The organism is Clostridium paraputrificum AGR2156, from assembly GCF_000424025.1.
Lineage (GTDB): Bacteria > Bacillota > Clostridia > Clostridiales > Clostridiaceae > Clostridium > Clostridium paraputrificum.
The window spans coordinates 1-13,928 of sequence record NZ_AUJC01000014.1 but is presented as its reverse complement, the minus strand read 5'-3'; the positions used below and the strand labels follow the sequence as shown (position 1 = coordinate 13,928).

At 29.1% G+C, this 13,928-nt stretch carries 13 protein-coding genes and 1 tRNA gene; 10 read left to right on the top strand and 4 right to left on the bottom strand.

What is annotated here, in order from left to right; all coding sequences use genetic code 11:
* Positions 1-40: 40 nt before the first annotated feature.
* Positions 41-766 (bottom strand): PP-loop family protein, encoded by a 726-nt coding sequence (locus G594_RS0112985; RefSeq protein WP_034866718.1) that lies wholly within the window; start codon positions 764-766, stop codon positions 41-43.
* A 201-nt stretch (positions 767-967) separates the two neighbouring features.
* Between G594_RS0112985 and G594_RS0112980 the strand changes: the two genes are divergently transcribed.
* A complete protein-coding gene (locus tag G594_RS0112980) occupies positions 968-1,621 on the top strand; it encodes a DUF6483 family protein (protein ID WP_027098980.1) in 654 nt (217 codons plus the stop codon).
* 111 nt (positions 1,622-1,732) lie between these two features.
* A complete protein-coding gene (locus G594_RS0112975) occupies positions 1,733-3,088 on the top strand; it encodes an MATE family efflux transporter (protein ID WP_027098979.1) in 1,356 nt (451 codons plus the stop codon).
* A 72-nt stretch (positions 3,089-3,160) separates the two neighbouring features.
* On the opposite strand, the gene G594_RS0112970 is transcribed toward G594_RS0112975, so the two are convergent.
* Positions 3,161-3,877, bottom strand: a complete 717-nt coding sequence (locus G594_RS0112970; protein ID WP_027098978.1) for a lysophospholipid acyltransferase family protein — start codon at positions 3,875-3,877, stop codon at positions 3,161-3,163.
* 133 nt (positions 3,878-4,010) lie between these two features.
* Here G594_RS0112970 and G594_RS19940 point away from each other — a divergent pair, with 133 nt between their 5' ends.
* From G594_RS19940 to G594_RS0112950, 4 genes are all read left to right on the top strand, one after another.
* Complete coding sequence (locus G594_RS19940) at positions 4,011-4,799, top strand: staygreen family protein (RefSeq protein ID WP_081663713.1); 789 nt, start codon at positions 4,011-4,013, stop codon at positions 4,797-4,799.
* Positions 4,800-4,833: 34 nt separating this feature from the next.
* Complete coding sequence (locus G594_RS0112960; protein ID WP_027098977.1) at positions 4,834-5,694, top strand: DegV family protein; 861 nt, start codon at positions 4,834-4,836, stop codon at positions 5,692-5,694.
* 201 nt (positions 5,695-5,895) lie between these two features.
* On the top strand, positions 5,896-8,298 hold the full coding sequence (locus G594_RS0112955) for a cation-translocating P-type ATPase (RefSeq protein ID WP_034866715.1): 2,403 nt from the start codon (positions 5,896-5,898) through the stop codon (positions 8,296-8,298).
* Positions 8,299-8,416: 118 nt separating this feature from the next.
* Positions 8,417-8,491 (top strand) — tRNA-Arg (locus G594_RS0112950).
* Between the two features lie 92 nt (positions 8,492-8,583).
* On the opposite strand, the gene G594_RS0112945 is transcribed toward G594_RS0112950, so the two are convergent.
* Positions 8,584-9,711, bottom strand: a complete 1,128-nt coding sequence (locus G594_RS0112945) for a site-specific integrase (protein ID WP_027098975.1) — start codon at positions 9,709-9,711, stop codon at positions 8,584-8,586.
* Between the two features lie 623 nt (positions 9,712-10,334).
* The gene (locus G594_RS0112940) at positions 10,335-10,868 is read right to left on the bottom strand and encodes a helix-turn-helix domain-containing protein (protein ID WP_027098974.1); all 534 of its coding nucleotides are present in this window, start codon (positions 10,866-10,868) and stop codon (positions 10,335-10,337) included.
* A 137-nt stretch (positions 10,869-11,005) separates the two neighbouring features.
* Here G594_RS0112940 and G594_RS0112935 point away from each other — a divergent pair, with 137 nt between their 5' ends.
* The 4 genes from G594_RS0112935 to G594_RS0112915 all read left to right on the top strand — a co-directional run.
* Positions 11,006-11,206 (top strand): helix-turn-helix transcriptional regulator, encoded by a 201-nt coding sequence (locus G594_RS0112935; protein ID WP_027098973.1) that lies wholly within the window; start codon positions 11,006-11,008, stop codon positions 11,204-11,206.
* A gap of 232 nt (positions 11,207-11,438) precedes the next feature.
* A complete protein-coding gene (locus G594_RS18955; RefSeq protein WP_051196015.1) occupies positions 11,439-11,759 on the top strand; it encodes a helix-turn-helix domain-containing protein in 321 nt (106 codons plus the stop codon).
* A 107-nt stretch (positions 11,760-11,866) separates the two neighbouring features.
* Positions 11,867-12,631 (top strand): helix-turn-helix domain-containing protein, encoded by a 765-nt coding sequence (locus G594_RS18950; RefSeq protein ID WP_051196014.1) that lies wholly within the window; start codon positions 11,867-11,869, stop codon positions 12,629-12,631.
* 11 nt (positions 12,632-12,642) lie between these two features.
* Positions 12,643-13,928, top strand: a 1,286-nt coding sequence (locus G594_RS0112915) for a DnaB-like helicase C-terminal domain-containing protein (RefSeq protein WP_027098972.1), incomplete at its 3' end; no start/stop codon positions are given.

Sequence of the window (13,928 nt, the reverse complement as noted above, 5' to 3'; positions counted from 1 at the left end):
ACTGTAAAAATTCAAAATAAAAAAGAATAAAACACGAATATTATTCGTGTTTTATTCTTTCTTTATCCCATATAAACAGTTGGCTAGGGTTGTTTAAACATCCAAAAATATTTTTTTTGAAACATGGTATTTTTCTATCTAAATCTTTGATTAGTTCTTTCATATCTTGCCTTTTGGTTTTTCCGTCAGCAGGACAAGGATTCTTAATAATAGGTAGCTTGTTATTTAGAGCAAATTTTCTAATAGAGCTTTCGTTTATATAAACCATAGGTCTAATAAGGAATAAGTTGTTTTTATCCATATAACTTTTAGGAGAAAAACAATTAATTCTGCCTTCATAACAAATGGAAAGTAAAAAAGTTTCTAATGCATCATCTTTATGATGACCTAATGCAACTTTATTACAACCAAGCTTACTTGCATTATCATTTAAGGCACCCCTACGTAAATTTGCATATAGAGAGCATGGATTTTTTTCTTTTCTAATATCAAAAACTACTTCCTTTATATTAGTTTCAACTTCATAAAAAGGTACTTCTAATTCTTCGCATAACTTATGTAAGGGAGAGTTATCTACTCCACCTGGATTTAGCGTTATAGCTATTAAATCAAAAGATTCTGGGGAAAATCTTTTATAAGAATTTAATAGATATAATAAAGTTAAGCTATCCTTACCTCCAGACAGTCCTACTGCAATTTTATCTCCATTTTCTATTAAATTAAAATCATTTATAGCTTGTCGCATTTTACTGAGAAGCTTTTGCATATATATTTCCTCCTATGTTGTAAATGTATTATAATTTTATAACAAAAAGCAAAATTTAAAAATATATTTCTTATATTTTAATTTGACCTTAACTTACTATAAATAAATAGAAAATTTAAAATAAATTAACTTAATTTATATTTAATTATAGTTATATAATATTTATACTATAATTAAATTTTCTGTAAAATGGAGGGCCTTATGATTAAGAAAGATTTTATGAAAGAAATTGAAAATTTACTAAAAATAGTTAAAAGAGAAGTTGATAAAAATATAATAAATGGAGATGTTAGTAAGGCTAAAGAGGCTATAAACAATCAATTAAAGGGGTTAGTAGGGTTAGATATAATGACAATCGACACGATTTCATTTAGTAGTGTTATTGATATTATAAGTCGTGAGGATGAATTTAATGGAGAAAAGTATATAGCTCTTGGAGAATTGCTTTGTTTACAAGGTTTTGTATGTCAAAGTACAGGGGATGAAGAAGGTCAAATTAGATATTATCTAAAGTCTATAGATGCTTTAAATGAGGCCTTTAGAGAGGATAGTGATATAGAAAAAAGGTATTTTCAAGATGGAATACATATTTCAGATTTATTATCGGTATATGATTTAACGATAAATGAAAATAAAAAGATATTTAAGTTTTATGAGATTGTTGGAAAATATGATAAAGCTGAAGATATATTATTTTATATGATAAAGAAGAGTAATAAAGATAAGAATATAATATCAATGGGCATTAACTATTATGAAAGATTAAAAAACTTAAGTGATGAGGTACTAGAAGCTGGTAATTTATCCAGAGAAGAAATAGAAGATAGCTATAAAGAATTAATGAATATTTGTTGACAAAATACATTAATTATAAGAAAATAAATCAGGAATTTAATAAGAACTTTTTTAGCAGACGGGCGGCTAGACTACCCGTGTGCTTTTTTTATTTTAACTAAGGAGGAAATTATGGGAATATTAAGGGATAAAAAGTTTATTAAAACGATGCTGACATTAGCAATACCTATAACCATACAAAGCTTTATAACATCATCACTAAATTTAGTAGATAATTTAATGATTGGAAAGTTAGGAGAAGAAGCTATTGCAGCAGTAGGACTTGCTAATCAATATTTCTTTATTTTTATGCTGTGTTTATCAGGAATTAATGCTGGTGCAAGCGTATTTATGTCTCAATATTGGGGTAAAAGAGATGTTAAAAGTATAAAAAAGGTATTAGGTTTAGATTTGACCATAGGATTTATTGCATCTTTATTATTTGGAATAGGAGCATTCTTCTTATCAGACGGTATAATGAGCATATTGTCTAAGGATCCAAGTGTAATAGAATTAGGTGGGATGTACTTAAAGGTTATTGCAATAAGTTATCTTATAACTAATGTAACTCAAGCGTATTCATCTGCATTAAGAAGTACAGAACAACCTAAAGTTACAATGTATGCAAGCTTGATTGGTGTATTAAGTAATGCATTTTTAAACTGGATATTTATATTTGGTAACTTAGGTTGTAAACCAATGGGAGTAGCAGGAGCTGCTTTAGCTACTACTTTAGCAAGAGTAATAGAAATGCTATACATACTATTTGAAGTATATATAAGGAACAATAAAGTATCTTCTAATATAAAAGAGCTATTTAGTTTTGATTTTATCTTTGTAAAAACTTACTTTAGAACATCTACATCTGTAATAATAAATGAATTAGTATGGTCATTAGGACTTACTTCTTATTCTATAGCTTATGCACAGATAGGTACAAGTGCAGTAGCAACCATGCAAATAGCAACTACATTAAATAATATGTTTATGGTATTTTGTATAGGGCTTGCAAGTGCAGCAGCTATAATGGTAGGTAATAAAATTGGGTCAGGACATGAGGAAGAGGCTGTAGATTATTCTAAGAAAATAGGAATTGTATCACCTATAGTGGGACTAGCTTTGGGCGTATTAATATGGATATTTGCCCCTACAATTTTAAAGTTATTTAATATTACTGAAGGTACAGTAAGTGACACCATATATGTATTAAGAATTATGGCAGTTTTCTGTTCAATAAGAACATATAATGTTGTAATGATAGTTGGTGTATTCAGAGGTGGTGGAGATACGACGTATTCAATGCTAGTTCAGGCAGGTACTATATGGCTTTTTGCTGTTCCAATGGCATTTATAGGAGCAGTAGTTCTTCAAGTGCCGGTATATGTAGTTTATTTCTTTATATGCTTAGAAGAGGTAGTTAAGCTGTTCTTTGAGTTTGCTAGATTAAGATCTGGTAAATGGGTTAATAATGTAATAAGTTCTAATTAGATAGGTAATAAAAAATGAGTTGTTGCAACGGAGCAACAACTCATTTTTTTATTATCTAAAATATAATGAAGCTTATTTTAATGGTGATAATATTATAGATTCAACTTTTTCTGGTAAAGATAAAGATTCCTCTTTGCTTAGTGATTTAGTATCTATTGCTGGATGAATAATAACCTCAACTTTATCAGCCTTAATTTTGTTACCATTTCGCTCTAATAGTTTATAAGTACCATTTATAGTAATAGGAACTATTGGAACCTTTGGCTTAAGTGCTAATTTAAAGCTTCCACTTTTAAATTCATGAGGCTCTCCACCTTTACTTCTTGTTCCCTCAGGGAAGATTACCATAGAATAACCGCTTTTTAAAATATTAATTCCCTCAACAATAGCTTCAGCTGATTTTCTTAAATTAGCTCTATCCATAAATATGCATCTTATATATCTCATCCATGTACTTATTCCAGGCCAGTTTTCAAGTTCTTTTTTTGCTATAAAGCCTTTTGGTACATCAATAACACTCATTAATAGTGGGATATCAAAGAAGCTTTGGTGATTTGCCATAAATAATACAGTTTGGTCATCAGGTATATTTTCAAGACCTTTAACAGTAATTTCAGCACCACTCATTTTCATTACAAAACGAGCCCAACCTCTTGTTACTTTATGAATAAATATTGTTTTCTCTTTTGTTTTTCCTCTAAGTTCTAAATATTTAATTCTAATTAGTGCCAACAGCGAAACAAATAAGCTTAATACCACTGCAGGATAAAATAAAATAGTTCTTATCATAAATATAATTCCTTTCTAGAATCAAAATTTTATATAAAAACAGTATATTATATCTTAATAATAAATAAAAGAACTAATAAACTTAATAATTCATATAAATGCATTATAAATAATATTATTAAGGGGATTAAAAGTGAAAGAGTTTATGAAAGAAAAACTTAATATTGAAGTTAATGACTTATTATTAGAGAACGCAAACATACAAAATCGATTTTATACATTAACACACTCAGATGAAACAGGAGAATTATTTTTGTTTATAGATACAAAGTATAGGGAGGATAAGTTTTCAAAGCATAGAGATGAAGTTATATCATGTTGGAAAGAGATTGATAATAAATATATTTTAGAAGTATACTTATGTATAGATGGACAGGATAATATTGGTGATATAGAGAAAAGAGATATAATATTTAGAAAAGAACTTCCACTAGCTTTAGAAGCAATAGTATATGGTGATAAGGGGATTTTTCTTGGTAACAAAAGTTTAATAGATTCTCCAATTATAGTTTACTTTAATTCGAGTAATCCTAAATACAATAAGATAGAAAGGTGGGGACAAGTATCTGATTATTTAATAAAAAAGGATAGGGTACAAAACAATTTTAAAGTACCTCAGAATATAATAAATTCAAGATTAAAGGATGGAGTAATATTTACATTATTAAGTATCTATATAGAGAAAGAAATGAAAAAGATATATGGTTCAAAGTATGTATACTGTCCTAATTTTTCTGATATAATTATGATTAGACCTTTAAGTGCACCTTTAGCATGTAAGGGGAAGTATATTGTTGTAGTAAGAGTAAAATCGGCTGGGATAAATAAAAATCCAGTAAATGAAACTATAATGGAATTTTTAATAAGTACTGATGGAGTTAAAATACAAAGTGTAAAAAATCCTAGGAAATATATGGGGTAATATTATAAACTATTTTATAGAAAGTGGTGATTTTATGGGAGTAAAGTTAGTTACAGATAGTACAAGTTATATTTCTGAAGAATTAATAAATAAATATAATATTTCAATTGCATCATTAAATGTTATACTTCAAGGAAAAAGCTATAGAGAAGTTAATTTAGATAATAAGTATTTCTATGAGGTTATGGATCAATCAGAGGAGATACCAACATCATCACAACCAAGTATAGATGAGCTTTTAGATATATTTAAAAGTATTGTTAAGTCAGGAGATAATGTTGTAGGAGTATTTCTATCATCAGATATGAGTGGGACATATTCTAGTGCACATTTAGCAAAGAATATGGTTTTGGAAGAGTATCCAGATGCAAGGATAGAAATAATAGATTCAAGAACTAACTGTATGCAAATGGGATTTCAAGTAATTGAAGGAGCAAGAGCTGCAAAGGAAGGAAAATCTATAGAAGAAGTAGTTGAAGTAGTTAATAATGTTGTTAAGTCTAGTAGATTTTTATTTGTACCAGATACATTAAGGTATCTTAAAAAAGGTGGAAGAATAGGTGGTGCTGCTGCTTTATTTGGAACAATACTTCAGATAAGACCAATTCTTACTGTAAGAGATGGAGTTACTTCGGTTTTTGAAAAAGTTAGAACAAAGAAAAAAGCAGTTAATGCAATAGTAGATAAGGTATTAGATGATATTAAAAATTATGGCCTTGGAGATGTTATAGTTCATTATATAAATTGTGAAGAAGAAGGAAGAGAACTTGCGAAGAGGCTAGAAGAAGAGTTAAATATTCCAATAAGGATACAATCTATAGGACCAATAATAGGTTTGCATGTAGGACCAGGAAGTATAGGGGTAGCTTATTTTACTAAAAAGGAATTATTATAAGAGGTAGGAGCTGAGTTATAGGCTCCTACTTTTTTTGTTAAAAATAATAAATCTTAAAAATATATAAATAAAAAAATATATAAATATAACAATATATAAATAAGAATTAATACAATCTTTCTATTTATTTAAGAGTATTTTAAGATTATAAAAGTAAAATGAAATTATAAAGTGGATTGTGAAAGATATAAGGAGTATTGTATGGAGTGTAGAAATAGTTTTTATGATAACGTCAACAACTCCTCCTTTATAGTAAGAAATAGCAACAAGGGTCTTACAGATGATGAAGTAAGAGATAGAATTGCAAGAGGAGAAGTAAATAAAATACCAAAGGCGCCTTCAAGAACAATGTGGCAAATGATAAGGGCAAATTTTTTTAATATATTTAATGCCTTAAATATAATATTAGCTTTGGTTTGTATAGCAGCAGGATCTCCAAAGAATGCTATATTTGCAGGCGTAATAATAATAAATAGCATTATTGGAGTTGTACAAGAATTAAGTGCTAGGAGCACCTTAGAAGAGTTGTCTGTTTTAAGCATGGCTCATGCCAAGGTATTAAGAAATGGAAAGATTAAAAAGGTTTGTGTTGAAGAATTAGTTTTAAATGATATTGTATACCTTGATTCGGGTAACCAGGTTTTAGCTGATTGTGAGCTTATTGATGGTGATGAATTAGAAGTAGATGAATCCATGTTAACAGGAGAGTCTGATTCAGTATATAAAGAAAAGGGAGATAAAATATTATCAGGGAGTTTTATTATCGCAGGTGAAGGATTAGCTGAGGTTAAGAAAGTAGGTGCAAATACTTACTCATCTCAATTAGCTGAAGAAGCAAGAAAATTTAAGATAATTAATTCAGAGTTGCAATCATCTATAAGCAAAATAATAAAAATTCTATTGTGGTTAATAGTGCCAATAGGAATAATTTTAACAACAACACAAATAGTTTTTAGTAATATTGGATGGAGAAGTGCAGTGCTAGGAGCTGTTTCTGGAATAGTGGGAATGATACCTGAAGGTTTAGTTCTTCTAACAAGTGCAACCTTTATAGTATCTGTAGTTAAGCTTGCAAAATATAAGACATTAGTACAGCAATTATCGGCAACAGAAGTTTTAGCTAGAGTTGATGTGTTATGTGTTGATAAAACAGGTACAATTACAGAAGGAAAGCTTAATTTAGTTAATGTTGAGTTAATAGGAAATAGTGATAAAGAACTAGTAGACATAGCATTATCAACATTAGTACATAATTTACCCAATAAAAATCCAACTCAATTAGCTATATTAGAAAGATATAAAGATTGTGCTACCTTAGATGTATTAGAAAAAGTACCATTTTCATCTAGAAGAAAGTGGGGAGGAATAGTAATACAAGGTGAAGAAGCTTGGATATTAGGTGCACCTGAAATATTATTGGATGATAGATACAGTAAGTTTAGTGAGAAAATTGAGAAGGAAGCTAGAAAAGGAAGAAGAATTTTACTGTTAGGAAGAATGGATCAATCTTCTCTAAAAAATGGAATTAAGGAGCAAGTTAAAGAAGAGGCGTTAATTTATATAGAAGATGTTATTAAGGAGGAAGCTCCAAGAGTATTAAAATATTTTAAAGAAGAAGGAGTTAATTTAAGAGTAATATCAGGAGATAATCCAGTTACTGTTTCAGCAGTAGCAATGAGAGCTGGCTTAAAAAACTGGGATAAGTATGTAGATGCAAGAACTTTACCGGAGGATATTGAAGAATTAAAAAAAGTTATAGATGAGTATACTATTTTTGGAAGAGTAACCCCACATCAAAAGAAGGATATTATAAAAGCATTACAAGCTAATGGTCATACTGTTGCAATGACAGGAGATGGGGTAAATGATGTATTAGCATTAAAAGAATCTGATTGTGGAATAGCCATGGCTAATGGTTCGGATGCAACAAGAGCTGTAGCCCAGCTAGTACTTCTAAATTCTGATTTTGGAGCATTGCCTCATATAGTTGAAGAGGGAAGAAAGCAAATAAATAACCTAGAAAGAGTGGCAGAGTTATTTCTATCAAAAACGGTGTTTTTTGTATGTTTAGCATTTATTTTTTCAGCATTAATGCTACCTTATCCACTATTACCAATACAGGCTTCTTTAGTTGGTAGTTGTGCAATAGGTATACCTGCATTCTTTTTAGCTTTATTGCCATCTAGAGGTAGGGTAAAGAGCGGATTCTTAAAAAGAATATTAACAACAAGTATTCCTAATGGTGTGCTTATGGTTACTTTTACTACAGCAGGATATATAATGAGTTACTTATCAGGGGCGAGTATAGAAGTTAGTAGGTCTATAGCCCTACTAATATTTGCAGGTATAAGTTTAATTATATTAATTAGATTATCTTTTCCTATTACTAAATTTAAATTTGTATTAGTAATATGTATGATAAGTTGTATTGTATTATGCTATACGACGCCAATTGGTAGGGAAGTATTTAGTTTGTCACCATTAACAATTAGAGAATGGGGTATAGCAGGAATATTTACAGTTTTATCTTGGCCTTTAATATCTATAACGGTTAAGGGTGCTAGAGTTTTATTTAAAGAAAATTCAAAAGTTCAAATGGTTTAAGTAAGAAGTCCTCTAGTTTTGAGGACTTCTATTTTAGCGTTATATAGAATTAAGAGAGTTATAAAGTTGACAACTAATGGCAAGTGTAATAAAATCTATATGTAATTTAATTAAGTATGTCCTCATAGTTCAATGGATAGAATAGTCCCCTCCTAAGGGATAGATGTAGGTTCGATTCCTACTGGGGATACCACTTGTATTAAAAGAATGGCTTAATCACTAAGGTTAAGCCATTTATTATGTTCAAAATACCGACATTTAACCGACATTTGTAAGCAAAAAAATTTATAGGTCATCAAACATACTATTTAGTAGGTCTGCAGTTTGCTTTTCCATCTCGGGTAATACATGACTATAAGTATCCCAAGTAATCTTTGTGGAAGTATGACCAAGTCTTTTTGAAATAACTTTTATATTCTCACCTTTAAGTAATAAAACTGTAGCATGAGTATGCCTTAGACCATGGATAGATATTTGAGGTAGCTCTTTGCTTTTATCTTCAAGCTCTTTATACTTCTGTACCTTCTTTGTGAAGTCCATAGACACGTTTCTAGGATTACACATAACATTATCCCTATTAAGTATTACAAAGCCCTCTATATTGCTATTAAGCTGATTATTTTTATGTTCAATTAGCAACCTAACTAGATTATTAGGTATTGATATACTTCTAAATGCTGAATTTGTTTTTAATATCCTCGTATGGATTAATTGATGGTTAGTTTTATCTTGAATAACTTGCTCCCTAACATTTATAAATCCATTTTCTAGGTCTACATTATCCCATCTAAGACCACATAGCTCACCTATTCTTAATCCTGTAAGGCTTATTATTAACACAGGTAAATAAAGCCATGTATCCTTTATTTCTGATAAAAAGAATTTAATCTGATCCTCATTCCATACAACAACTTTTTCTTTTTCTTGAGGTATTGTTTCTATGTCAGTAGGAAGATAATTAACTAGATTTAATTTCTTAGCATATTTATAGCAACCTCTAAGAACTTCAATTATCTTTTTGCAGCTATTAGGCTTTAAGTCTTGTTTAATAAGGTCATTATAGAATTGTTGAACTGTAGCAGTATTAAGCTTACCTAGTTCTATTTCACCAAGTTGAGGGATTATATAATTATCTATCCTGGATCTATAAGAGGTCTTGGTATTAATGCTTAATGTTTTAGATTTATAATCATCATACCAGGAGTTAATAAAGTCTTTTAAGAGCACCTTATTATCTATTACATTTAATCCATTAGCTATATCAACACTAAATGAATTAGCATATGCTATAGCTTCTTTCTTAGTCTTAAATCCACTCTTAAATTTTCTCATTCTTTTACCAGTAGAGGGGTTTCGTCCTAAGTCTATAGTAACTTCCCATTTACCATTATTGAGTTTTCTAAAGCTAGCCAAGGTATCAGCTCCTTTCTTTATTTATTAAGAGGGTTCGTCATAATGCCGAACCCTAGATGTGGTTATCATAAAAATAAATATAGTAACTATAATCGCTATGCTTTAAAAACATAACGATTAATTAATAAATCTATAAATATATCCATTTATTGAATAAGTTTCTCAATAAGAGTGGGGAAGGATAGTTTGTGTCTAAAGTCGCTAGTAACGACTTTAAAAATCCTAATCCACGAATTTCATAGTTTAGGTGTTGGCTTAATCGACACCTAGATATAGTTATCTTTAAAAGTAATATAGTACCTACACAGCAGCTTAGATAATATCTATGTTACGTTTTATGCTAGATGTCTTTTAATTGGATATCTAAACGGTCAATTCAAATTACCGTTTTAGATGGATAAATTTAATGTAGTTATCTTTGGATTATGTATAGTACCTACATAACTAGGTCAATTTTATTGACTTAGTTATTAAAGTCAGTCAAGTTAAGCGACCGAGATTATGGGAATTGCATAAATAAATGTAGTGCTTACTTTAATTTTCTTTTTTTAGATTTGTAGATATATATACAAGATTTATTGTGTTTTAATTCATTAAATATGTTCAGATGCTAGAAAGATATATTAATATTTAAATATATCTTTATCATATTCATTTTTAGAAGGATTTTTCCTACTTAAAATTTCATTTATTTTTGTGTTGAAAGAAAGATATACGAAGTATCCTATCTCTTCTATTTCATTGTCTGTAAAATCATTCCTATTATATCTTAATATACTGTTTGATATTAATGTTTCATCTATTAGAACTTTAATATCGTCTAAAATCCATTTTTTCATTAAATTCTCATTTAAAATTGTATCTTTACTACGTTGAGCATCTATATCTAGCATATTTTGGATTTTATCGATTTCTTTCTCATTCTCATTTATTGTTTCATTAATAATGTTAATTGCATCATTAACTATTAGAGAATAAATATTAGTATTTAATTTTTTTGAAATATCTTTGATAACATCAAGTGATGGAGTAACTTCGTTATTTTCGTATTTCTGAATCATTCTTTCAGATTTAGATATCAAATTTGAAAGCTGTTTTTGTGTTATTTTATTTTTTTTTCTTGCTTCTTTTATCGCAAGACCTACATTAATACTCAATTTAACACCTCCTAAATTAAGGATACCATAATACGAAATAAAAATACAGATTTTTAAAAAAATATATTGACATATGAAATTTTAGTGCGTATTATATATGCTATAGACGAAATTTGAGTTCGTGAGGAGGTGGATATATGTTAACAATTTTAGAGTTAGAGAGAAGAAAGCAAGAATTAACTCAATCTCAATTAAGAGATAAAGCTAACGTAGGGCTAAATACAATTGTTGCTTTAGAAAAAGGTTGCATTGACGGTGTAAGGGTAAAGACGCTTAAGAAAATTGCCAAAGCGCTCGATACAAGCGTGGCTGAACTTTTCTTCAGTGAAGAAGAATAAGAGCTTAATGCAAAATTTATGTGAGTAACATATCTAAAATCGGTATTAACGATTTAGAAATTTAAAAGTGTATTATATGCACTTTAGGAAAGACAAAAGTAAAGTGTAATGCTTTATATATTATTTCTGCTTATCAGATAAGCCATATGACAGGCTTTGAATGATATGAGGATAAATTATACTACTAAAAATTAAAAGGCTCTAATGAGCTAATAGAAAGGAGAATATAACAATGGCTAAAGAGAGGGATTGGTTAACTACAGAAGAAGCAGCAGAGCGTACAGGACATTCACCAGCATATATAAGAGAAATACTTAATAGGGCTCAATATGATAAGTCAATAAAGCTTAGAGGAACTAAATGCGGTAAGGAATGGCGTATTGATGAAAAGAGTGTTAATGAGTATCTAGGAATAGATATTAATGAGAAGGACTATAAGAAAGATTTATATATTAAAGAGCTAGAAGGAAAAGTAAAAGCGTATGAAGTGAAGATACAGGCATATGAAACATTAGCTATAACACTACAAGGATTAATAGGAGGGAGAATATGAATATTAAGTTATTAGATAAATATATTGAGCTTTGTAATCTATGGAATAAACCCGTTACTTGGGAAGGTTTAAAATTGTTTCAAATGGCTTTTAAGTAGGTGGAAAATTTGAATGAAAGCAATAGATGGGATGAGTTTAATTCAATAGTAGATACATTAGATTTAGATGTTAAAGAAAAAGGATTGTTGTTAATTATATTTAGATATGTAAATCATAAAACGGGATATGCAAATCCAAGTAGAACATTATTAAAAAAATTATATGGGACAAATAAAAATGATGTTATAGACAGAGTAATAAATTCATTAATTAACAAAGGATATCTATATAGAGAAAGTGGTAAGGGAATTAGGAGCAAATATTTTTTGAAACTAGGTACTCAAATAGAACCTAGTACCAAAATAGAACTTAATACTAAAGTAGAACCTATACTAGGTACTAAAAGAGAACCTATAGTAGGTACTAAAATAGAACCACAAAAAGAAAATAAAAAGAAAATAAAAGAAAATAATATATATAATACTATTTTTGATTTTTGGATAAGTAAGAATATTAAAAAACATAGAACATTAACTAGTGAAATGAAAAAAAATATAGATAAAACATTAAAGGAATACTCCAAAGATGAAATACTAGAGGCTATTAATAACTATGGCGATATGTATAATGACCTTAATTATCAATGGTGTAATTATCAATGGGGGTTAGATGAATTCCTAGTAAGAAGAGATAAAGATAGTATAAGACAACTAGGATTATTTTTAAATGATGGCAGTAAGTATCTAAATTATAAGTCTTGGAGTATTAAAAACAATCCATCAGATCCATTAGATGAAGAGAGTTGTCAAAAAATAGCATTAAAAATGTTTTAGGTGGTGAGAGCATGGATAAATTTAATTTGCAAATAGAAAAAGTATTACTTGGTAGTTCTATGAGGTCAAAGCATATACTTGTAAAGTTGTTAGATAAGGGAGTTGTTGAAGAAGATTTTTATAGTTCAAAGCATAAAATCTTATTTAATTCCTTAGTTAAGTGTTATGCTGCTAAAAATAGCACAGACATACTGATTGTAAGTAAGGAATGTGCTGATAATGGAGTGTTGGCAAGTGAGGTGACTGATATATATCAAAGTGGTAATGAGGGATATGACATAAACGCCTTAATAAATGAGTTACTTGACTTAAGGATTGTTAGGGAAAGGATAAGACTTGCTGATGATATAAGGAGTGGAGTTTTATCAACAGATGAAGATATAAAGAAAAGGTTTGATTCTATTGAATTTATAAAATCAAAGATAGGTAATGATAATACAATAACAACATTAGATAAGGTTTCTATTGTTGATGTTTATAAGATTGATAAAATCCCTACAGGGTTTAGAGAGATTGATTGTAAGTTATTAGGGTTTGCTATGGGTAGTTTAAATATAATTACTGGATATAACGGTAATGGTAAAAGTACATTGATAAATCAAATGTGTATAGCAGAAAGCCTAGCAAGGGGATATAAGGTATTTGCATATAGTCCAGAGTTAACAAACTCTAATTTCAAGAGTTGGCTATATCCAACAATAGCTGATAAGGATCACTTCATAGAGAAAGAGTATAGGGCAGTTAAATACAAATATGTAGGGGATATAGGTATAAAATATATTGATTCTTGGATAAAGGACAAGCTATTCCTGTATACAGATGACAGTATAACTCATGATGAAAAGCAATTATTAACTGATATGAAGCAGTTGGCAGAAAATAAAGGGGTTAAGGTATTTATTATTGATAATCTCATGAAAATAGAGCTAGAGGGAAGTTGTAAGAATGAATTAATATCTCAAAGAAGGTTTGTTAATAGGTTAAAGGAATTTGCTAGAAGATACGGAGCAGTAGTCCACTTGGTAGCACACCCTAAAAAGCCTAATGAAAACAATAAAAAGATAGGAAAATTTGATATAGCTGGAAGTGGAGATATAACTAACTTAGCTGATTATGTTATGTCAATTTCAAGAGTTAGCGAAGAAGATAGAGAGGAGATTCCAATATTGAAAGATAGTGTAATAAAGGTTATGAAGGACAGAATAAAGGGAAATAGTGAATTTGCTATTAATTTAGAGTTTGATAGGGTAAGAAAAAGATTCTATTCAAGTCAGTTTGAGCTAAATAAAGATTATGG